Origin of the sequence: Streptomyces globisporus C-1027, assembly GCF_000261345.2 — a bacterium.
Lineage (GTDB): Bacteria > Actinomycetota > Actinomycetes > Streptomycetales > Streptomycetaceae > Streptomyces > Streptomyces pakalii.
Genome location: NZ_CP013738.1, coordinates 7,005,138 through 7,026,246, shown reverse-complemented (window position 1 = coordinate 7,026,246; position 21,109 = coordinate 7,005,138). Strand labels below are relative to the sequence as shown.

Sequence of the window (21,109 nt, the reverse complement as noted above, 5' to 3'; positions counted from 1 at the left end):
CCCGGTCGGGTGCGCCGCGGCGGTCGGGGGGTGAGGGTGTGCGTGTCCGCCGCGTTTCACCATGAGGTTTCTATGGTCGGACCATACTAGGCGCAGGCCGCTGAAGGGAACGTCCGGCATCGCGTGGCACGGGCGGGAATCATCCGGGCGGGCCGGGCGGCCTCGGGACCCCTAAGAGGTGGTGGGGCCGGTGGGGCCTTCCACCAACGTTCCGTGCAGCCCGCGGATATGCCACTCCACCAGGTCGGCGGCCTCCGGGCCGCTCCCCTCCCGGACGAGGGTGAGAAGCGTCCGGTGTTCGGCGTTGAGGGCACGTGCGGTGGCCGGCCAGTCCTCGGCGGCTTCCAGCGCACGCAGGATCAGCGGCCGCACGGACTCGCGTACGGCGGAGGTCAGTGTCGACGTCAGGGCGTTGCCGGAACTGCGGGCGATGAGCACGTGGAAGCGGGTGTCCAGATCGTTGAAGGCGCTCACGCCGATCCCCCGTTCCGCCATGCCCGCCACCAGTTCCTCCGCCTCGTCGAGGTCCTCGTCCGGCGCGTGGCACGCGGCGCCCTCGAAGCTCGACCGCTCCAGAACCACCCGGGCCTCCAGCACGTCGTGGAGGCTGTAGCTGCCGAGGGCGAAGTGCAGGCGGAGCAGTCGGCCCAGGGCGTCGTCCGGGTTGCGCACGATCCGGGCCCCGGCATCGGGTCCCCGGCCGGGCTGGGCCACCAGGACGCCGATGGTCTCCAGCACCCGCAGCGCCTCGCGCAGGGCGGAGCGGCTGACGCCGAGCACCGGGGCAAGTTCCCGTTCGGGCGGCAGCCGGTCACCGGCCCGGAGCTCTCCGGCGAAAACCCGTTCCTCGATGCTGCGGAGCACGAGCTCATGGGTGCGGGACTGCTGCACGGGCTGCCATTCGACGGGCATCCGTCACTCCCTGCCTCGGCCGGATCCGGACATGCAGCCTATGTCACACGGAGCATGTGGTCGGACCACAGAGCCGACGGGAGCCGAGGCCCCGTCGGCGGGAGCCGAGGGCAGAGGGCGCGCTATCGCGTACCGGGGATGTCCCGCCCGTGCAGGCGCCCGCGTTGCGGGTCGAAGAGGTGGGCCGCCGCTCCGGCCACGACCAGGCCCGCGGCGATCAGGAGACCGTGGCCCAGGGCGATGCCCATGCCCAGGGCGGCGAGACCGACGGCGAGCCACAGCCAGGCGTTGCGGCGGCGGTACTCGCGCGGGGAGCGCGGGGTCCCGTCGGACATCGCCTCGGCGAACCCGGGATCGTCGTGACGCAGCTGCTCCTCCAGATCGCGCAGCCGCTCGTCGTACGTGGGCATGGTGTCTCCCTCCCGGTACGGAAACCTGTCGGCTCCTCACAGACCCGGCCCCCGCGGTGCGGCACGGGGCAGGGCCCCCGGGGCCCTGGACCTCATGGTCGTCGGGGAGCCCCTTGGGGGGCCATCAGGGACAGCACCCATATCCGGGGGTGCGCACCATGCAGACGGGAACGGACTCCGGGCGAAGGCGGCCAACGGCACGCCCGGCCGACAGAACCGCCGGACTACGGTGCACACCCTGGCCGGCGACGGCATGCGCCCCCGCCGCAGCGGCGATAGTGGAGGCTGTCAGCGCGACCGTACGACCCGACCCTCCGAAGGAGCCGTTCGCCCTTGTCCCTGTTCTGGCGGATCTTCCTGCTCAACGCCGCCGTGCTGGTCGCGGCCGGCGCCCTGCTGCTGCTCGGGCCGATCACCGTCTCGACCCCGGTCCTGCTGACCGAGGCCATGATCCTGACCGGCGGCATCGCTTTCATGCTCGCGGCCAACGCAGCACTGCTCCGGCTCGGCCTCTTCCCGCTCCAACGGGTCACCCGTGCCATGACGACCACCGATCTGCTGCGCCCGAGCCCGCGCCCCGAGGTCGCGGGGCACGGGGAGATCGCCGCGCTGATCGAGACGTTCAACACGATGCTGGACCGGCTGGAGGCCGAGCGCGCCACCAGCAGTGCCCGTGCTCTCTCCGCCCAGGAGGCCGAGCGCCGCCGCGTGGCGCAGGAGCTGCACGACGAGGTCGGGCAGACGCTGACCGCCGTACTGCTGGAGCTGAAGCGGGTCGCGGACAGCGCCCCGGAGCCGCTGCGCGGGGAGCTTCGGCAGGTCCAGGAGATCACCCGGGGGTCGCTCGACGAGATCCGCCGGATCGCGCGCCGGCTGCGGCCAGGAGTGCTGGAGGAGCTGGGCCTGGTGAGCGCGTTGACGGCGCTGATCACCGAGACCCCGACGCCGGACGGGCTGACGATCCGCCGCCGGATGGGAAAGGACCTGCCGGAGTTGGGCGCGGAGGCCGAGCTGGTCGTCTACCGGATCGCGCAGGAAGCCCTCACCAACACGGTCCGGCACGCCTGTGCCACTCACCTCGAACTCTCGCTGCGGCGCAGCCCGGGCGGGGTGGAGCTGCTCATCCGCGACGACGGTCGCGGTCTCGGGGACGCCCCCGAGGGGGCCGGGCTGCGCGGTATGCGCGAACGCGCCCTGCTGATCGGCGCCGAGGTCTCCCTCGGTCCCGGGCCGCAGGGCGGCACCGAAGTACGTCTCGACGTGCCCGTCCCGAACGGAAGCAACGGAAGCAAGTGACCATGCCCACCTCTCCGTCCATCGCCACGTCCACCAGGGGCGCAGCAGCCCCGACCCGCATCCTGCTGGCGGACGACCACGCCCTCGTACGCCGCGGAGTCCGGCTGATCCTCGACGGCGAACCGGACCTGACGGTCGTCGCCGAGGCCGGCGACGGGGCCGAGGCCATCGAGATGGCCCGCAGCGAACAGCCCGACCTGGTCATCCTGGACATCGCGATGCCCCGCCTCACCGGCCTCCAGGCGGCGCGCGAACTCTCCCGGGTCATGCCGGGCCTGCGCATCCTGATGCTCACGATGTACGACAACGAGCAGTATTTCTTCGAGGCGTTGAAGGCGGGGGCCGCCGGGTACGTCCTCAAGTCGGTCGCGGACCGGGACCTGGTGGAGGCCTGCCGGGCGGCGATGCGCGACGAGCCGTTCCTCTACCCGGGCGCGGTCACCGCGCTCATCCGCAACTTCCTCGACCGGGCGAAGGACGGCGAGGACCTGCCGGCGCGGGCCATCACGGAGCGCGAGGAGGAGATCCTCAAGCTGGTCGCCGAGGGCCACTCCTCGAAGGAGATCGCCGAGCTGCTCGTCATCAGCGTCAAGACGGTGGAGCGGCACCGCGCCAATCTGCTCCAGAAGCTCGGCCTCAGGGACCGTCTGGAGCTCACCCGCTACGCGATCAGGGCCGGACTGATCGAGCCCTGACGGGCCGCCGGGCGGGCGTGCGGCACTCGTACGGGTGCGCGCACAGGGGGCCCCGGGCGAGCACGCGCGGTCGGTTCATGTGATTCTCACCCGATCCGCATAAGGTGCCCCCGTGACCCAGATGACCCCGCCCGGCTGGCATCCAGACCCCGGGCACTCAGGCAAAGGCCCCGCTCAGGAACGCTGGTGGGACGGAGCACAGTGGACCGGCCATGTCCGCGCGTCGCCCGGTGCGGCACGCCGCCGCGGGATCCGCCTCGGCGTCGGCGTGACGGTCGGCGTGGTGGTGCTAGCCGCCATCGGGGGCGGCGTGTATCTGCTGGGCGAGGACCGTGGCGGCGGCCGGCCGGACACCGCCGCATCCTCGCCGTCCGCCGCCCCCGAACTGCCCGGCGCGCCGGACGGCGGCGACAAGGACGGCGGCCAGGGCGGCGAGGGGGACGACGGAGGGAACGGCGAAGGCCAGAGCCCGGAGGAACAGCTCCCGCCGACCGAGCCGGGCTTCGCCACGGACCTGGCCGCCGGGATCAGCATGCCCGTGCCCAAGGGGTGGAAGGGAACATCCGGGGCGGTCGGTGCCGGACTGACGACGGGTGAGCACGCGTGCCCCGGCGACACCGCCGAGACCTGCGTGCGCGGCGGCGTGTTCTCCGCCCCGGCGGCCGCCATGAAGCTCACCGAGGGGAACCCGGAGGAGGCGGCGAAGAAGGACATCACCGTCAACGCCACGGAGTCCTACGGCGGCAAGAGCTACGGGAAGATCACCTCGCACGAGGAGCTGAAGTCCGAGGCCGTCACCGTGGCGGGCGGCAAGGGGTACGTCGTGCGCTGGAAGGTGGTGACGGAGAAGGGCGACGACGGTTACGTGGAATCGCTGGTGTTCCCCTCCCCCGTCTCCAAGAACATGCTCGTCGTGGTCCGGTCCGGGTTCGACATCAACAAGGACGCGCCGAAGCTGTCCGTCCTGGACGAGATCACGGGCGGGATCAAGGCCGCGTCCGTCGGCGAAGGCGGCACCGGCGGCGAGGTCTGACCCGGACACCGCGTCACCCGCACGGAACGGACAACGGCGGGGCCCGGACCGGGAGCGGTCCGGGCCCCGCCGTTCCCGTCCTCAGCCGGTGACCGTGGCGGGGTCGCTGACCCCGGCGGCCCCCGTCTCGACATGACCGGCGAAGCGGCGCAGGAAGACGGGGTCGCCCTCGGCCGTGACGGACACGTCGTACCAGCGCTTGCCGGCTCGCAGGTCGATCGTGCGCGACACCGTGGCGCCTGGCCGGACGGTGACCGTCTGCTCCGCTCCCCCGTAGGCGGCGGCGTTGGCGAGCGTGAGCCGGACCTCGGTGTCGCCGGGGTTGGTGAGGGTCAGGTCGAGGTTGCCGCTCCCGTCGTTGTGCCGGGCGGTGGCCTCGGGACCGGCGGTCGAACCCGGGCTCCTGAACGTACGCAGAAAGCCGCCCGGACCGTGGACGGTGAGGTCGTGGGTGCCGCCGGAGTACGCGGAGTTCCAGGCGTCCGCGATCGTCCTGCCCGCCTCGGCGGTGTACGTCCACGGGGCGTCGGTGCGGTTGCCGGAGGTGACGTAGAACTGCGCGCCGGCCGCCGTCCCCGGGCTGAAGGTGAGCGCGATCTTTCCGGTGCCCGTGTCGACGGCCCCGTCGACGTACGGGGCGTACGGAAGCGGCCGGGTGGGGCGGCTGCCCGGCTCCTGCTTCGGCATCGAGCCGACGGCGGGCGGGGTGGGCCGGTAGTCCGGGTGCCGTTCGCGGTCCGGCGGCTCATAGGCGTCGGTGTCCGGCAGGTCGCCGGGGGCGGGCTCCGTGGACGCGAAGTCGAAGGCGGAGGTCAGATCGCCGCAGACAGCACGCCGCCACGGTGAGATGTTCGGCTCGCGTACCCCGAAGCGCTGCTCCATGAAGCGGAGCACCGAGGTGTGGTCGAAGGTCTCGGAGCAGACGTAACCGCCGGTGCTCCAGGGCGAGACGACCAGCATCGGGACGCGCGGCCCGAGCCCGTAGACGCCGGGGCCGTACGAGGAGCCGCCCGCGTACACCTCGGTGGAGGTGTCGGCCGTGGACAGGCCCTGGTTCGCGGAGGTCGGCGGGTAGGGTGGTACGACGTGGTCGAAGAAGCCGTCGTTCTCGTCGTAGGTGATGAACAGGGCGGTACGGCTCCACACCTCGGGGTCGGACGTCAGCGCGTCCAGGAGGCGGGCGATGTACCAGGCGCCGTAGTTCGACGGGAAGTTGGAGTGCTCGGTGAAGGCCTCCGGGGCGGCGACCCAGGAGATCTGGGGCAGCTTCCCGTTCTTGACGTCGGCGGCGATCCCGTCGAAGTAGTCGTCACCTGCGGCCACGTTCGTACCGGTACGCGCCTTGTCGTAGAGCGGGTTGCCGGGCTGGGCGTTGCGGTACTTGTCGAAGTACAGCAGCGAGTTGTCGCCGTAGTTGCCGCGGTAGGCGTCGTCGATCCAGCCCCAGCCGCCGGGGCCGTCCAGTCCGTCGCCGATGTCCTGGTAGATCCTCCAGGAGATCCCGGCCTCCTCCAGCCGCTCGGGGTACGTGGTCCAGCCGTAGCCCTTCTCCTCGTTGCCGAGGACGGGCCCGCCGCCGGTGCCGTCGTTGCCGGTGTGACCGGACCAGAGGTAGTAGCGGTTGGGGTCGGTGGCCCCGATGAACGAGCAGTGGTAGGCGTCGCAGACGGTGAAGCGGTCGGCGAGCGCGTAGTGGAAGGGGATGTCGTCCCGGGTCAGGTAGGCCATCGTCGTGGGTGTCTTGGCCGGGATCCACCGGTCGTAACGCCCGTCGTTGTACGCCTGGTGGCCGCCCGCCCAGTCGTGGTTGAGGCCCTGGAGGAACTGCATCCCCAGGTCGTCGGCGGTGGGGTGGAACGGCAGGGTCTCCTTGCCCGCCGCATCGGCCTGGTGCCAGACGGACTTCCCGCTCGGCAGCGTCACGGGCCGCGGGTCCCCGAACCCCCGGACGCCTTTCAGCGCGCCGAAGTAGTGGTCGAAGGAACGGTTCTCCTGCATCAGGACGACGATGTGCTCGACATCCTTGATCGTCCCGGAGGCACGGTGGGCGGGGATGGCGGCGGCGCGGTCGATGCTGCCCGACAGGGCGGCGAATCCCGCCGTCGCACCGGCTATCTGGAAGAAGCGGCGCCGATTCATATCTGCCATGAGTGAGGGGCCTCTTGGAGTGTGGGGAACGGATGGAAGCGTGGGGAACAGAAGCGAACAGGATGTTCCAAGAGAATCGAACAGAACGGAAGAGGCCGTGACGCATCGGTTAACGCCGGCGGTACGCCCAGCGCGTGCGACGTCACCTCACGGCAACGAGCGTGTGAGCCAGGCCACTTCGCCGTTCTCCTCCGTGGAGACGTGATCCCGCTGGAATCCGAGCTTCTCCAGGACCCGGAGCGACGGGGTGTTCCAGGTGCCGACGGTCGACCAGAGCCGTGTGCGCCCGGTCGCCGCGGCGGCTTGGAGTACGGCACCGGCCGCCTCGGTGGCGTAACCGCGCCCGTGCGCATGCCGGAACAGCTCGTACGCGATCTCGGGCTCCTCCAGGGTGGTGCGGCCGATGATCAGCCCGCAGTAGCCGATGAAGTCGCCCTCCTCGCGGCGCTGAACGGGCAGCAGGGCGATCCCGGTGGTCTCCGTCGTGGCGAGGAACTCCGCGATGGACGTCCGGATGCGCTCCACCGGGGGCTTCCCGTTGCCGCGTTCGGCGAGGAGGTCACAGAATGCGGCGGCGTCGGATTCGGCCCACGGCCGGAGTATCAGGCGCTCGGTCTCCAGGTGGAACGGCATGGTCGTGTACGTGGTGGACATGCGCCCCACTCTGGCCTATGGGCTGCTCGCGCACTACGGCCGGTGCCTCGGTACGAGCAGTTCCCGCAGCAGTCCCACGAGGAGGCGGGGCTGCCCGACGAACGGGGAGTGGCCGGTACCCCACTCGCGTACCTCGGTGCAGCGTGAGGCCATCGTCCTTTGCAGGGCGGGGTCGATGGCCCGGTCCTGCCCGCAGACGACGTAGGTGGAGGGGGTGTCCTTCCAGCTGTGGCGGTGCGGAACTCCTCGTCCGCAGCCGGGGGCTTGGGGTCGGAGCAGGCCGACCGCCCGGGCGGCGAGTGGTTCGGGGCAGTCGTCGTAGAGGACGTCGGCGGCCCGGTCGGGACGCAGGCTGGTCGAGCCGTCGGGCTCGGGCCTGATCGCGTCCCGGAGTTCCGCGGATGCCCCGCCCAGGGCGGCCGCGCTCTCCCCGGTGTCCAGGACGAAGGCCGCCAGATAGACCAGATGGCAAGCTCCGCGCACTCCGGTGATCACGGATCCGCCGTAGGAGTGCCCGAGCAGCAGCGGTGGCTCATGCAGGGCGTCGACGGCGGCCTGGACCGCCTCCGTGTCGGCCGCCAGCGAGCCTCGGTGGAGTTCCGGGGCGACGGCGTCGACCCCCGAGGACCGCAGGCGTCGCGCCACCGCGTCGAAGTGCTCGGGGCGGTGGTACAGGCCATGGACGAGCACGACGGTCGGCAGTTGGCCCGCCTCCTCGGGATCGGATTCCGGCTGGCGATCATAGGCGTCGGTCGCCACAAGGCCCGCGATCGCGTGCCCCGGCGGACCGCCGAGGTGTCCTCAGGTGTACCTGCCCGGTGGAGGCCGCCCCCGCCGGAATCCGGGGGTCCGCGCCACTGACCTCGACCGCGGCCCCCGGCAGGATCTTCAGTGCCCGAACCGGATACCAAGGAGTGCTGATGACACCGAAGACAACCACGTCAAAGCTGCGCAGGTGCCTGCTGGTCATAGCGGCGGCAGGCCTGGTGGGATCCGCCACCACCGTTGCCGCCGTGGCGAATCCTCCCGAGGACACACCCGGACGGGGCAGCAAGGACAGGGCCCTCCAGAAGAGCCTCGACGCCTTGGTGAGCGAGGACAAGTTCCCCGCCGCCTTCGCATGGGTCCGCAAGGACGGCCGTACCTCCTCGCTGGTCTCCGGGTCCGCGCGGCTCGGCGAACAGGCTCCGGTCCCGCACGACGGCTACGTACGGGCGGGCAGCAACACCAAGACGTTCACCGCGGTCGTGGTCCTGCAACTGGTGGCCGAGGGCAAGGTCGCACTGGACGAGCCCGTCGAGACGTACCTGCCCGCAGTGGTACGCGGCGAGGGCATCGACGGCAGGAAGATCACCGTGCGGCAACTGCTGCAGCACACCAGCGGCCTGCCCAACTACACCGAGCACATCGGCCTGGAGAACTTCGCGAGGATCCAGCACAAGTTCTTCCATCCGCACGATCTGCTCGCCGCCGCTCTGGACCAACCGGCGGAATTCGCACCGGGCACCAAGTGGAAGTACAGCAACACCAACTACCTGCTCGCGGGCATGCTGATCGAGAAGGTCACCGAACGGCCGGTGCAGGAGCAGATCACCGAGCGCGTGATCCGGAAGGCGGGGCTGCGCCACACCTCCTGGCCGCAGCCCGGGGACATGACCGTCCCCAAGCCTCACGCTCGCGGCTACGCCCTCAGCAGCCTGGAGAACGGCACGGTCGTCGACGCCACACGCATGGATCCGTCCTGGGGCGGAGCCGCCGGCCAGATGATCTCCACGCCGAGCGACCTCGCGAAGTTCGCCCGCCTCCTCCTCGACGGAAAGCTCCTCGCACCCGAACAGCTGGCCGAGATGCGCAGGACGGTCGACGCGCCCCTCATGCCCGGCTGGCGCTACGGCCTCGGCGTCTTCAGCATCCCGCTGAGCTGCGGCGGTGCGTACTGGGGGCACGGCGGCGACATCGACGGCTACGAGACCCGGGGCGGCGCCACCGACGACGGCCGCTCCGTCGGCCTGGCGGTGACCGCGCTCCCCGGAACCTTCAGCGATGCCGAGAAGAGCGCGAAGGCGGTCATGTCCGCAACGGACACCGCGTTCTGCAACTGAGGCGTCCGCCCCGGGCGGAGGGCGCCGGGTGATCGCTGTTGCGCAACAGCCTCCAGGGCAAGGCCGGAGCGCCCGTCCAATCCGATCGGAGCGCCCGTCCGATCCGATCCGGCCCGGTCGCGGCGGGCGCGCACAGCGCGGGTGAGGCGTGCGATGCCGTGGCCGCCCAACCGGTCCCCAAAAACGATCAAGGGCCGGTTTCGGATTGCTCCGAAACCGGCCCTGATCTACGACTGTCTCCAGTCGGGACGACAGGATTTGAACCTGCGACCCCTTGACCCCCAGTCAAGTGCGCTACCAAGCTGCGCCACGTCCCGCTGCCCGCCTGACCTGGGGTTTCCCCCGGCCGAACGCGCATGAGAACAATACCGCACTCCGGCAGGTGGTCACCAACACCATTCCCCTCTTGACCTCAACCATGGTTGATGTTGGACGCTCTGGGTCATGACGAACACGACAGCCGCACCGGCCCCCGACCGCCATGCCGCGCCCGCGCCCGCACCCTCGCCCGACTTCCGGGATCTGCCCCGGCTGATCGCCCTGATGACCGGCGCGGAGAAGCACGCCCCCGCCGCCCACTCCACGCTCGACGCCCTGTGGGTCCTCTACGACCGGGTGCTCCGGGTCACACCGGACACGGCCGACGATCCCGGGCGCGACCGCTTCCTGCTGTCCAAGGGGCACGGGCCGATGGCCTACTACGCGGTCCTCGCCGCGCACGGATTCTTCGACAAGGCACTGCTGCCCGGCTTCGGGGCGTACGACTCACCGCTCGGCCACCACCCCGACCGGCTGCTGGTGCCGGGGGCGGAGATCGGCAGCGGGTCCCTGGGACACGGGCTGCCGCTCGCCGTCGGGACGGTGTTGGGGCTGCGCGCCCAGGGCCTCACCGATCCCCGGGTCTGGGTCCTGATCGGCGACGCCGAGCTGGACGAGGGCAGCAACCACGAGGCCATCGCCCACGCGGGCCCTGCCGGACTCGAACAGCTGCACACCCTCGTGATCGACAACGCGTCCGCCACCCACGGCTGGCCCGGCGGGATCGCTTCCCGCTTCGCGTCTGCCGGATGGGACGCGGTGACCGTGGACGGCCGCGACCACGAGGCCCTGCACGAGGCGTTCACCACGCCCCACCCAGGCAGGCCGCTGGCCGTCGTCGCCCGCGTCGAACCCAAGAACTGACGGCGGCAGACCGAGAACCCGGGAGGGACCCTTCATGGACACCATGCGTGACCGATTCATCAGCACCGCCTCGCAGCTCCTGGACGAGGAGCCACGGCTGGCCGTCGTGCTCGCCGACATCAGCGCCGACGGCTTCGCCCCGGCCCGGCGCTCCCACCCGGACCGGGTGATCAACGTGGGCATCCGGGAACAGCTGCTGGTCGGAGCCGGCGCCGGCATGGCACTGACGGGCATGCGGCCGATCGTGCACACCTTCGCCAGCTTCCTGGTCGAGCGCCCGTTCGAGCAGGTCAAGCTGGACTTCGGGCATCAGGACGTCGGCGGCATCCTGGTGAGCGCCGCCGGCTCGTACGACTGGCCGGCCGGAGGCTTCACCCATATGGCACCCGGTGATGTCGCCCTTCTCGACACGCTGGACGGCTGGACGGTGCACGTGCCGGGCCATCCGGACGAGGCCGAGGCCCTGCTGCGGGAGGCGGTCACCGGCGACGACCGGGTGTACGTACGCCTTTCGCTCCAGGAGAACCGGGAGGCGCGGCGGGTGAGCGGTGGTTCCGGGTTCTCCGTGGTGCGCGAGGGGCGGCGCGGGACCGTGATCGCCGTCGGCCCCATGCTCGACAACGTCCTCGCCGCCACCGAAGGGCTGGACGTCACCGTGCTGTACGCGACGACGGTTCGGCCCTTCGACGCGGAAAGGGTGCGGCGGGCCGTCGGAGCGGCCACGAACGCGGACGTGGTGATCGTGGAGCCGTATCTCGCGGGCACTTCCTCCGCGGCCGCGGGCGAGGCGCTCATGGATCTCCCCCACCGGGTGCTCGGGCTGGGCGTGGGCCGCGCCGAGCTCCGGCGGTACGGGCAGATGGAGGAGCACCTCACGGCCCACGGGCTGGACCCGCAGGGCCTGGAGGAGCGGATCAGCGGATTCCTGCGCCCCTGACCGGCGCATGTCCCCCCGGGGGGACCTCGACGGCCTGCCGCCGCACTCGGCCGCCTTACTCCCCCGGCGCGTCCGGCCCCGGGGCGGCCAGCTCCGGATGCGCGGCCGCCAGCCGGCGCGGGGCGACCTGCCGCCAGGAGTCGGCGAGGACGGCGGTCAGCTCGTCCGCGTCCTCCAGCGCGGCCAGCCGGACGCGCATCCACGCGTAGTGGTCGTCGTGCCCCTCGCGGATGAAGAACTTCTCCGGCTCGGCGGCGATCAGCTCGGCACGGCCCTCCCGGGGGCACTTCACGCCCATCGACGTCTCGTCGTCGCCGAGCGAGGCGAAGATCCTGCCCGCCACCCGGAAGGTGGGCTGCCCCCAGGCGAGCTTCTCGGTGGTGTCGGGGAGGGAGAGCGCGGCCGAGCGGACGTCGGCGGCGGTGATCGTGGCGTCGGCGGTCATCCCGGACTCCGTTTCGAGGGACCCGGCGGTGCGCTGCCGGGATTCGACCGTAACGCCCGGCACCGACATCCACCCGCGGCCGGCATCGCATCCAGCGCCCCGCGCCGCACCGCATGACCGCGACCTCGCGCCCTGCGCCGGACTCCATGACCGGGATTCCGCGCCCCGCGCCTCGCCCGGCGCAGTGGGCCCCGCAGACCCATTGACCGCGTCGGAGAGCTGAACCTACTCTGAACGGCGTACGTCAGAAAGCGCTTTCTATACACCCCGCAGTCGGCTTCTACCGCACAGGGAGCGCCCCATGAGACGCCGTTCGTTACGCCGGGCCGGCCGCGTCGGCCGATCCCCCGGCGGCCCGTCCCCCCTCATCGCCGTCACCTCGCTCCTGGCGCTGGTCCTCGCCCTGCTGGTGGCGTCACCGGCCGGCGCGCAGGCAGCCGACGCGTACCGGGTGCTCGTCTACTCCGAGGTCACCAACTCCGACCACCCCTCGATCCCGGCGGGCATCGAGGCCATCGAGAAGCTCGGGGCCGAGCACGGTTTCGCGGTGGAGGCCACCGCCGACTCCTCGGTCTTCAACGACGCGGACCTCGGCCGCTTCCAGGCGGTCGTCTTCAACAACACCAACTCCACACCGGAGACGGGTGACTTGCTGAACGCTGAGGAGCGTTCCGCCCTGCAGCGGTACATCCGGGCGGGCGGCGGCTGGGTCGGGCTGCACTCCGCGTCCGCCAGTGAGCGGGACTGGGAGTGGTACGAGGGCCTGGTCGGCGCGATCTTCGACAAGCACCCCACCCCGCAGACCGGCCGGATCAAGGTCCTCGACCACGCGCACCCTTCGACTCAGCACCTTCCCGACCTCTGGGAGCGCCAGGAGGAGTGGTACAACTGGCGCACCAACCCCACGTCCAAGGTGCACACCCTCGCCCAGATCAAGGTGCGCGACGGCATCGACGGGCTCGACGAGGGCGTCGACCACCCGTTCTCCTGGTGCCAGAACTACGACGGGGGCCGGTCCTGGTTCACGGCGGGCGGGCACGACAAGGCGGCCTTCCAGGAGGAGGCGTTCGTCCAGCACCTGCTCGGCGGCATCCAGTGGGCGGCCGGTGCGGCGGAGGGCGACTGCACCGCGACGCGCACCGGTTCGTTCCAGCGGACCCCGCTGGCCACGAGCGATCTGGCCGACCCGTTCGAGCTGGCCGTCGCCCCCGACCGCCGGGTGTTCTTCGCCCAGCGGACCGGGAAGCTGAAGGTGATCGACCAGGAGACGATGAAGGTCTCCACCGCGCTGGACTTCGCGTACACCCCGGAGATGACCAGCCAGTCGGACGGCCTGCTGGGTCTCACGCTCGACCCCGGATTCGCCGAGAACAACTGGCTGTATCTGCTCTACTCCGACAAGGTCGAGAAGCGCCTGAACCTGTCCCGCTTCACCGCTGACGGCAACACCGTCGACCCGGCCTCCGAAAAGCGGCTGCTGACCGTGCCGACGCTGCGCGGCGAGGGGCGGGCCAACTCGCACATGGCCGGTTCGCTCGCCTTCGACAAGGACGGCAACCTGTACGCGGCGACCGGCGACAACACCGACCCGTTCGCCTCGGACGGCTTCACGCCGATCGACGAGGGCGAGGGCCGCCGCGCCTGGGACGCGCAGATGACCGCGGGCAACACCAATGACCTGCGGGGCAAGGTCCTGCGGATCACCCCCGAGGATGACGGGACGTACTCCGTACCCGAGGGGAACCTTTTCGCCCCGGGTACGGAGAAGACCAGGCCCGAGATCTACGCGATGGGGATGCGCAACCCGTTCCGGATCACCACCGATCCGATCAGCGGTGCCCTGATGGTCGCGGACTACGGCCCCGACGCCCGCGAGGCGAAGGCGGACCGGGGTCCGGAGGGCACGGTCGAGTACACCCGTATCACCGAGGCGGGCAACTTCGGCTGGCCGTACTGCATCGGCGACAACACCCCGTTCAACGACTACGACTTCGCGACGAAGACGTCCGGCCCGAAGTTCGACTGCGGGGCGCTGGTCAACGACTCGCCGAACAACACCGGGTTGCGGGAGCTGCCGCCGGCCCAGCCCGCCACGGTCTGGTACGCGTACTCCGCGTCGGCCGAGTTCCCGGAGGTGGGCACCGGGGGCGGCGGTCCGATGGGCGGTCCGGTGTACGACTACGACCCGGACAACACCTACCGCACCAAGTTCCCCGAGTACTTCGAGGGAAAGGCGTTCAACTACGAGCTGACCCGCCGGTGGTTCAAGACGTTCTCGTACCAGAGCGAGGACCAGACGTTCTCCGACCCCCGGTTCGACCCGGTGAAGGCGGGCGACCTCCATTCGGTCAACGGCATCTTCGAGGACATGGAGTGGAACCAGCCCTTCGACGCGGACTTCGGTCCCGACGGGGCGCTGTACGTCATCGACTTCGGTCTCGGCAGTGGTACCGGCCGGGGCGGCAGCAACGAGGGTGCGGGGATCTACCGGATCGACTACGTGGGCGACGGCCGGCTGCCCGACGCCAAGATCTCCGTCGACCGGGACAGCGGACCGGACCCGTTGACCGTGAAGTTCTCCAGCGAGGGTTCGGGGCTGCCCGGCGATCAACCAATCACCTATGCCTGGGACTTCGACGGCGACGGCACCACGGACTCCACCGAGGCCGCCCCCTCGCACACGTACACCGCGAAGGGGCTGCACACCGCGCGGCTCACCGTGACCGGCCCCGACGAGCTGACGGCGCTCGCGGTGCAGGACATCACGGTGGGCAACACCCGGCCCGAGGTGACGATCCAACAGCCGCCGGACGGCGGGATGTTCAGCTTCGGGGACACGATCCCCTTCACGGTGAAGGTGACCGACGCGGAGGACGACGAGACCGGGCCCATCGACTGCTCGCGGGTCGTGGTGCAGTCGCAGCTCGGCCATGACACCCATCTGCATCCGCTGGACAACTACACCGGCTGCACGGGCGAGATCGTCACGGACGCCGGGGACAGCCACGGCCCGGGACAGAACCTCTACTACGGGATCACCGCCCAGTACGAGGACAAGGGAGCCCCGGACGCCCCGGCGCTGACCGGCTCCACCTCGCTGACGCTGCGCACCTCCTTCCGTGAGGCCGAGCACCGCACGGCGACCGGTGGTGCCAACGGCGGTGCGGAAATCGGGAGTCGGGCCGACGCGTCCGGCGGGAAGCGGCTGATCGAGATCGAGGACGGCGACTGGGTCGGCTTCGACCCGGTGAACCTCAAGAATGTCGACTCGGTGACGGTCGGCGCGTCCTCCGGCGGGCTCGGCGGCACGGTGGAGTTCCGGGCCGGCTCCCCCACCGGTGAGCTGCTGGGTTCGGTCGAGATCCCCAACACAGGCGGCTACGACAAGCTGATCTCCCCGACGACGGAGCTGAAGGACCCGGGCGGCTCGGCGACGCTGTACGCGGTCTTCACCAACCCGGACTGGGGTCCCGACAAGGCCGATCTGCTGTCGGTCGACTGGCTGCACTTCAACGGCCCGGGAGTGGAGAAGCAGGGCGGGACGACGGTGGCGGTGAAGGCCGAACCGGCTTCCGGTACCGCTCCGTCGGCCGTGTCGCTCAGCAGCACGGTCGAGCCCGCCGAAGGCCGCACGATCGCCTCGTACCACTGGGACTTCGGCGACAACGTGAAGCCGTCCGGTACCGAGGGGCCGACGGCGACGCACACCTACGACCGCAAGGGCGCCTACACCGCGCATCTGACGGTCACCGACAACAAGGGCGACACGACCACCGGCGCCGTCCGCATCGACGTCGAGTGAGTCGGCGCGCAGGGAGCCGGTGGGGCGTGAATCGACGCGAAGTGAGGAGTCCCGTGGGAACGCAGCACGCGAACGGAGCCCGAAGATCCTTTCTCGGTACGGCGTTGGGCGCGGTGGCCGCCGTCGGCCTCGGCGCGGTCCCGGCCGCCGCGACGGCCCCGCGGGGCTGCCGCCGGATCCCGCCGTCGGGCATCGGCATGCACCTGTACACGATGCGAACCCCGCTCGCGGCGGACTTCGCCGGGACGCTGGAGCAGCTCGCGGAGATCGGGTACGCGACGGTCGGTGTCAGCGGTCGGCACGGCAACTCCCCCGCCGCGATCCGGCAGATGCTGGACCGGACCCGGCTCAAGGCGGTGCTGGAGCATGTCGGCTACGACATCGTGACCGGCTCGGGGCTGCCGCAGGCGCTGGAGGACGTCCACACGCTGGGCGGTCAGTGGATCGTGGTGCCGAGCCTGCCCGGTTCGCTGCACTCGCCGGGCGGATACCGGGAGGTGGCACGGCAGTTCAACCGGGCGGGTCTGGCCGCCCGGGAGTCCGGGCTCAAGCTGCTCTACCACAATCACGGCAGCGACCATGAAGTGGTGGACGGTGTCAGCCTGTACGACATCCTGCTGAACGAGACCGATCCGGAGCTGGTCGGCTTCGAGCTGGATCTGTACTGGGCGGCCGACGGCGGCTCCTCCGACCCGGGCGAACTGTTCGTCCGGCACCGGGGGCGCTTCCCCGCCCTCCATGTGAAGGACATGGCGCCCAACGGGGACTTCGCGGAGGTCGGGTCGGGGATCCTGGACTTCCCGGCGATGTTCGACACCGCGCGGCAGGGCGGGGTGAAGCAGTGGCTGGTGGAGCACGACGCCCCGGCCGATCCGTTCGCCTCGGCGCGGGCCAGCTACCGGTATCTGTCCCGGCTGCGCTACTGAGCTGTCGTAGCGATGGTCCGGCCCCGGGTGTGCGGTACGGCGCCCGGGGCCGTACCCCTTCTCAGCGGCGGGCGGCGAGGAACTCCCCGTACCAGGCGAGGGTGGCGTCCAGTGCCGTCTCCAGCGGGGTGGAGGTGAGTCCGTAGGCCTTCTCGACGGCGGAGGAGTCGAGGATCTGCGGTTCGGTGTGCTGGTAGAACATCTCGGCGTACTCCGCCATGAAGGTCTCGTCGAACGGGCCGAAGGGTCGGGGTTCGGCGACGACGGTCAGGCCGACGGGCCGGCCGGTGCGTTGCTCGACGAACGCCAGGATCTCCCGGGTGGTGCGTGCCGGTGCGGTGGGCAGGTGCCAGACGCGGCCGTCGGCGTCCGGGTGTTCACCGAGGGTGGCGAGGCCGGTCGCGACATCCTCGATGTAGGTGTAGCTGTGCGGCAGGTCGATGTCGCCGAGCGCGGGCACGGGCTGTCCGGTGAGCGCGGCCGGGAAGACGGCCCCGCCGAGCGTGGAGTTGAGGACCCCGGGCCCGAAGAAGTCGGCGGAGCGCCCGAGGACGACGGGGAGCCGGCCCTCGCGGTGGGCGGCGAGATAGCGGGCATCCAGCTCGGCCCGCATCCGCCCCTTGCGGGTGGTGGCGTTCCACGGGGAGTCCTCGGTCATCACCGCGCCGTGCGTCTCCCCGTACGGGTAGAGCGTGTCGAGCACGACGAGCCGCGCGCCCTCCGCCTCGGCGGCGTCGAGGACCGCCTCCTGGATCTTCGGCATGACCTCCACCTGGAGGTGATAGCCGACATTGACGCAGTGGTACACGACGGCGGCCCCGGCCACGGCGTCGCGGGCGCCGTCGGCGGTGGCGACATCGGCGGCGTACCGCTCGACGCCTTCGAGCGCGGGGCCGCTCCCCGATCGGTCGACCAGCCGGACGGCGTGGCCCCGGCGGACCAGCTCGCGGGCGAGGGCGGTACCGGCGGGTCCGGAGCCGAGGACGGTGTGGAGGGCGTGGGTGATGGCCATGAGATGTCCCTTCGGGGCGTTCACTTTCGTTAGAGACTATAACGACAGCTATAGCACCTCACAAGAGCTCCAGTTAGAATCCTTAACGGAAATGAGCTTTCCTGCCAAGAGAGGTGCGGTCGCGGTGGACTGCGCAACGATCCATTGGTCGGCCCCCTGCGATGCCTGCGGGGCGGCCCAGCACTGCTCGGGAACACAGGCCGTGGTGGGCGACCGGCTGCGATGGGACGAGGAGCACCTGTGTCCCGGCTGCGGGGCGGCGGTGCTGGTGTGCGGCGACACCCTCCCCGACCGGTTGCGCACCCGGATGCTCGCCGAACACGGCGCGGCCAGATTGATCCTCTCGGACGTCCGAGCGCGGCGGCTGCCGATCCTCCGCGTTCTGCGGAACGACGGCGATCGGACGCTCTCCGAGACGCGGGCGCTGCTGGAGCTGATACGCGGCGGTGGCCATCACGGCACCGGGCCCGAGATCGAGCTGCTGGCGCGGAGATTGCGCGCGGTCGGCGTCGCGGCCGAAGCGGTGCGGCCCTAGTTCTCGGGCGGGCGCACCACGACCCGTAACGCGTCGGTCCCGGGCACGAAAACCCTGCCCGGGACCGAACCTTCTCCGTGGACACCCTCAGTCGTGCGCGGACACCGCCCCCAGCAGGTCGCGGATGTGTGCCGCCGCCGCCCGGAACTCCGGGCGGCCCAGCGTCTCGCTGTAGTCGCGCTCGGCGGGCAGGCCGACCTCGATGATCTCCGTGACGGTGCCGGGACGCGGGCTCATCACCACCACCCGGTCGGCCAGATAGACGGCCTCGGAGATGGAGTGGGTGACCAGCAGGACCGTGGTGCCGGTGGTGCGCCAGATGCGGTTCAGCTCGGTGTTCATCTGCTCGCGGGTGAGAGCGTCCAGCGCCCCGAAGGGCTCGTCCATGAGGAGGACCGGCGGTTCGTGCAGCAACGCCCGGCAGAGCGCGACGCGTTGCTGCATACCGCCGGAGAGCTCGTGCGGGTAGGCATCCTCGAACCCGCCCAGTCCGGTCATCCGGATCAGCTCGTCGGCCCGGGCGCGCGCCACGGCCGGCTCCATGCGGCGGATCTCGGCCTGGAGCAGGATGTTGCGCAGCGCCGAGCGCCACTCCAGCAGGGCCGCGCGCTGGAAGACGTAACCGATGTCGTGCCGGGGGCCGGTGACGCGCTCGCCGCCGAGCAGGACGTCCCCCGAGGAGGCGGTGAGCAGGCCGGCCACCAGTTTGAGGAGGGTGGACTTGCCGCACCCGGACGGTCCGACGATGGCGACGAACTCCCCCGGCGCCACGTCCAGCGAGACATCGCTGAGCGCGGTGACATCGCGCTTCTTGCTGCGGAAGCGGACCGCCACGTCCGAGAGCCGGACCCCGGCCGCCGGGCCCGCGCCCGCGGCGGCCGGGACGCGCGGTGTCGTCTGCTGCTTCGGCATCGTCATCCCTTCAGCGCCGTCTTCGTGTCCCAGTACTCACCGACGGCCTTCGGCTTCGTGACCATGCCGGCCTCGGCGAACACGTCGATGGTCTGCTGCCAGTCCTCCTCGGTGTTGACGCCGGGCGCCTTGCCCTCGGTCGCCGCCGTGTGGAGCAGGGTCAGCGTCGTCGCGAACTGCTCGGACAGCACGGTCTTCGGCGGCAGTTGCTCGGAGGCTCCCTCCATGGCCGCCACCGCCGGCTCGGGCGCCTTCGCGGCGGCCGCCCAGGCCTCGCTGACCGCCTTCACCATGCGCTCCGCCACCGCCTGCTTCGAGGCGAGGATCTTCTGTCCGGCGAGCAGCCCGTTGGAGTAGAAGTTCAGGCCGTGCTCGGAGAAGCGGACGTAGGAGACCGGCTTCTTGGCCTTGTCCTGCATGGTCGGGCCCTGGTCGCTCGCGTAGCCGAGGAGGCCGTCGGTCTTTCCGGAGATCACCGCGGCGATCTTGCCCGCCGGGTCGGTGTTCTGGACGGTGACATCGGACTCCCCGATGCCGTTCTTCTTCAGGAAGATCGGGAAGGTCTTGGACAGCGCGTCCCCGGCCGTCCCGGCGATCGTCCGCCCCTTCAGGTCACCGGGCCCCTCGATGCCCTTCGCGTCGAAGGACTGCACGGAGGCCGGGGTCGTCTGGAGGAAGACACCGAGGCTCTTCACCTTCACGCCCTGGTCGACGCCCGCGAGCAGGGCCGGGGTGTCGGCCCAGCCGAAGTCGGTCTGGCCGGCGGCCGCCGCCTGGACCGTCTTCTGGGAGCCCTGGCCCGCCCGGATGTCCAGGTCGATGCCGTGCTTCTCGAAGATCTTCTGCTGCTTGCCGTAGTAGAACGGCGCGTGTTCGCCGTACGGATACCAGTTGAGCGTCAGCGTGACCTTGTCCAGCTTCTTGCCGGAGTCGCTGGTGCTGGTCGACGCGTCCTCACCGCCGCAGGCGGTGGCCACCAGGACGAGGGGAACGACACCGATCAGAAGTCTGCGCGCATGCATGGGCTGGCCCTTCTCACGAGGAGGTCGGTGCGTGGTTCAGAACGTGGTGGTGGCCGAGGTGTCCCGGCGGCTGGCGTGCCACGGCAGGAGCAGCTTCTCGGCGATCTCGACGACGACGAACAGCACGACGCCGATCAGCGACATCACCAGCAGCCCCGCGAAGAGCATCGGTGTGTCGAGGTTGCCGTTGGCCTGGAGGATGACGTAGCCGAGCCCTTCGTTCGCTCCGACGAACTCGCCGACGACCGCGCCGGTCACCGCGAGGGTGACGGCCACCTTGAGTCCGGAGAACAGATGCGGCAGGGACGCCGGGAAGCGGATCTTCACGAAGGTCTGCCAGGGCTTCGCCCCCATCGTGGCGGACAGTTGGAGCATCTCCGGGTCGACGGCCTTGAGCCCGGTGACCATCGAGATCACCACCGGGAAGAAGGCGATGAGCACGGCGATGAGGATCTTGGGCGCGATGCCGAACCCGAGCCACACCACGAAGAGCGGGGCGATGGCGATCTTCGGCACGACCTGGGCGAAGAGCAGGACCGGATAGAGCGTGCGCTCGACCGTCGAGGAGTAGACCATCACCACCGCGGCCAGCACCCCGACGACGACCGCGATGGCGAAGCCGAGGAGCGTCTCGTACGTCGTCACCCAGGTGTGCTGCCAGAGGTATCCGGCCTTCGAGGTCAGGACGTCGAGCGTCGCACCGGGCGACGGCACGAGGTAGGCCTCGATCAGCTCGGCGGCCGCGATCGCCCACCAGACCACCAGGGCGGCCAGCAGCAGGGCGAGGGGCCGCCAGCTCTGTTCCGCCGCGCGGGCGAGCCGCTCCCCCATCGTGGGACCGGCCCTGCGGGCGACCCCTGCCACATCGGCGGGGCGCTTGCTGAGCGCGCTCTGGCTCACGGTGAACTCCCTGAACTTCGGGGGCAGTTGTGGAGAGCTGTGCAATGCTGCGATGCTGCGGACCTATCCGTGAAGGCGCTTTCAGAAAGCGCTTTCTGGTAAGGTGCCGCCACGCTAATGACTGCTCCCGCGCACGGTCAAGAGGTCGTCCCGAAGTTTCGGGGCCCTGCCACCACCGCACCCCTG

Annotated in this window: 19 protein-coding genes and 1 tRNA gene; 9 read left to right on the top strand and 11 right to left on the bottom strand. The window is 70.7% G+C overall.

Going from position 1 to position 21,109, the window contains the following annotated elements:
• Positions 1-171: 171 nt before the first annotated feature.
• Both WQO_RS31020 and WQO_RS31015 read right to left on the bottom strand, forming a co-directional pair.
• Entirely contained in the window at positions 172-912 is a 741-nt protein-coding gene (locus WQO_RS31020; protein WP_010057946.1) for a FadR/GntR family transcriptional regulator, read from the bottom strand.
• A gap of 122 nt (positions 913-1,034) precedes the next feature.
• Complete coding sequence (locus WQO_RS31015) at positions 1,035-1,322, bottom strand: DUF3040 domain-containing protein (protein WP_058954161.1); 288 nt, start codon at positions 1,320-1,322, stop codon at positions 1,035-1,037.
• A gap of 333 nt (positions 1,323-1,655) precedes the next feature.
• On the opposite strand from WQO_RS31015, the gene WQO_RS31010 reads away from it, so the two are divergent.
• From WQO_RS31010 to WQO_RS31000, 3 genes are all read left to right on the top strand, one after another.
• Positions 1,656-2,618: a HAMP domain-containing sensor histidine kinase gene (locus WQO_RS31010; protein ID WP_010057949.1), complete on the top strand. Its 963-nt coding sequence runs from the start codon at positions 1,656-1,658 to the stop codon at positions 2,616-2,618.
• Between the two features lie 2 nt (positions 2,619-2,620).
• Positions 2,621-3,313, top strand: a complete 693-nt coding sequence (locus tag WQO_RS31005; RefSeq protein WP_032747879.1) for a response regulator — start codon at positions 2,621-2,623, stop codon at positions 3,311-3,313.
• A 121-nt stretch (positions 3,314-3,434) separates the two neighbouring features.
• The gene (locus tag WQO_RS31000) at positions 3,435-4,346 is read left to right on the top strand and encodes a DUF2510 domain-containing protein (protein WP_079055668.1); all 912 of its coding nucleotides are present in this window, start codon (positions 3,435-3,437) and stop codon (positions 4,344-4,346) included.
• Between the two features lie 81 nt (positions 4,347-4,427).
• Here the strand turns inward: WQO_RS31000 and WQO_RS30995 are convergent, their stop codons facing one another.
• The 3 genes from WQO_RS30995 to WQO_RS30985 all read right to left on the bottom strand — a co-directional run bounded on the left by WQO_RS30995 (position 4,428) and on the right by WQO_RS30985 (position 7,850).
• Positions 4,428-6,494, bottom strand: coding sequence for a phosphocholine-specific phospholipase C (locus WQO_RS30995; protein ID WP_010057952.1), 2,067 nt, complete (start codon positions 6,492-6,494; stop codon positions 4,428-4,430).
• Positions 6,495-6,641: 147 nt separating this feature from the next.
• Complete coding sequence (locus tag WQO_RS30990; protein WP_010057953.1) at positions 6,642-7,148, bottom strand: GNAT family N-acetyltransferase; 507 nt, start codon at positions 7,146-7,148, stop codon at positions 6,642-6,644.
• Positions 7,149-7,181: 33 nt separating this feature from the next.
• Entirely contained in the window at positions 7,182-7,850 is a 669-nt protein-coding gene (locus WQO_RS30985) for an alpha/beta hydrolase (protein WP_073822208.1), read from the bottom strand.
• Between the two features lie 218 nt (positions 7,851-8,068).
• Between WQO_RS30985 and WQO_RS30980 the strand changes: the two genes are divergently transcribed.
• Complete coding sequence (locus tag WQO_RS30980; RefSeq protein WP_029182036.1) at positions 8,069-9,250, top strand: serine hydrolase domain-containing protein; 1,182 nt, start codon at positions 8,069-8,071, stop codon at positions 9,248-9,250.
• 243 nt (positions 9,251-9,493) lie between these two features.
• On the opposite strand, the gene WQO_RS30975 is transcribed toward WQO_RS30980, so the two are convergent.
• A tRNA-Pro gene (locus tag WQO_RS30975) sits at positions 9,494-9,567 on the bottom strand.
• 127 nt (positions 9,568-9,694) lie between these two features.
• On the opposite strand from WQO_RS30975, the gene WQO_RS30970 reads away from it, so the two are divergent.
• Together WQO_RS30970 and WQO_RS30965 are read left to right on the top strand one after the other, a co-directional pair.
• Complete coding sequence (locus WQO_RS30970; RefSeq protein ID WP_010057958.1) at positions 9,695-10,432, top strand: thiamine pyrophosphate-dependent enzyme; 738 nt, start codon at positions 9,695-9,697, stop codon at positions 10,430-10,432.
• Positions 10,433-10,466: 34 nt separating this feature from the next.
• Positions 10,467-11,369, top strand: coding sequence for a transketolase family protein (locus WQO_RS30965; protein WP_010057959.1), 903 nt, complete (start codon positions 10,467-10,469; stop codon positions 11,367-11,369).
• Between the two features lie 55 nt (positions 11,370-11,424).
• Here the strand turns inward: WQO_RS30965 and WQO_RS30960 are convergent, their stop codons facing one another.
• Positions 11,425-11,814, bottom strand: a complete 390-nt coding sequence (locus WQO_RS30960; RefSeq protein WP_029182037.1) for an MmcQ/YjbR family DNA-binding protein — start codon at positions 11,812-11,814, stop codon at positions 11,425-11,427.
• A 301-nt stretch (positions 11,815-12,115) separates the two neighbouring features.
• Between WQO_RS30960 and WQO_RS30955 the strand changes: the two genes are divergently transcribed.
• Both WQO_RS30955 and WQO_RS30950 read left to right on the top strand, forming a co-directional pair.
• Positions 12,116-15,616 carry a ThuA domain-containing protein gene (locus WQO_RS30955; RefSeq protein ID WP_010057961.1) on the top strand — a complete coding sequence of 1,167 codons (3,501 nt, stop codon included), beginning with the start codon at positions 12,116-12,118 and terminating at the stop codon, positions 15,614-15,616.
• Between the two features lie 197 nt (positions 15,617-15,813).
• The gene (locus WQO_RS30950; RefSeq protein WP_335339694.1) at positions 15,814-16,542 is read left to right on the top strand and encodes a sugar phosphate isomerase/epimerase family protein; all 729 of its coding nucleotides are present in this window, start codon (positions 15,814-15,816) and stop codon (positions 16,540-16,542) included.
• Positions 16,543-16,603: 61 nt separating this feature from the next.
• Here the strand turns inward: WQO_RS30950 and WQO_RS30945 are convergent, their stop codons facing one another.
• A complete protein-coding gene (locus WQO_RS30945; RefSeq protein ID WP_010057964.1) occupies positions 16,604-17,554 on the bottom strand; it encodes an NAD-dependent epimerase/dehydratase family protein in 951 nt (316 codons plus the stop codon).
• A 124-nt stretch (positions 17,555-17,678) separates the two neighbouring features.
• On the opposite strand from WQO_RS30945, the gene WQO_RS30940 reads away from it, so the two are divergent.
• Positions 17,679-18,089, top strand: a complete 411-nt coding sequence (locus WQO_RS30940; protein ID WP_029182038.1) for a hypothetical protein — start codon at positions 17,679-17,681, stop codon at positions 18,087-18,089.
• Between the two features lie 87 nt (positions 18,090-18,176).
• On the opposite strand, the gene WQO_RS30935 is transcribed toward WQO_RS30940, so the two are convergent.
• Genes WQO_RS30935 through WQO_RS30925 form a run of 3 tightly spaced genes read right to left on the bottom strand, consistent with a single transcriptional unit; the run spans position 18,177 to position 20,923 of the window.
• Entirely contained in the window at positions 18,177-19,007 is an 831-nt protein-coding gene (locus tag WQO_RS30935; RefSeq protein WP_010057968.1) for an ABC transporter ATP-binding protein, read from the bottom strand.
• The gene (locus WQO_RS30930; protein ID WP_010057969.1) at positions 19,004-20,023 is read right to left on the bottom strand and encodes an ABC transporter substrate-binding protein; all 1,020 of its coding nucleotides are present in this window, start codon (positions 20,021-20,023) and stop codon (positions 19,004-19,006) included. Before WQO_RS30930 ends, WQO_RS30935 begins: the two co-directional genes overlap by 4 nt.
• 36 nt (positions 20,024-20,059) lie before the next feature.
• On the bottom strand, positions 20,060-20,923 hold the full coding sequence (locus WQO_RS30925) for an ABC transporter permease (RefSeq protein WP_058954160.1): 864 nt from the start codon (positions 20,921-20,923) through the stop codon (positions 20,060-20,062).
• Between the last annotated feature and the right edge of the window lie 186 nt (positions 20,924-21,109).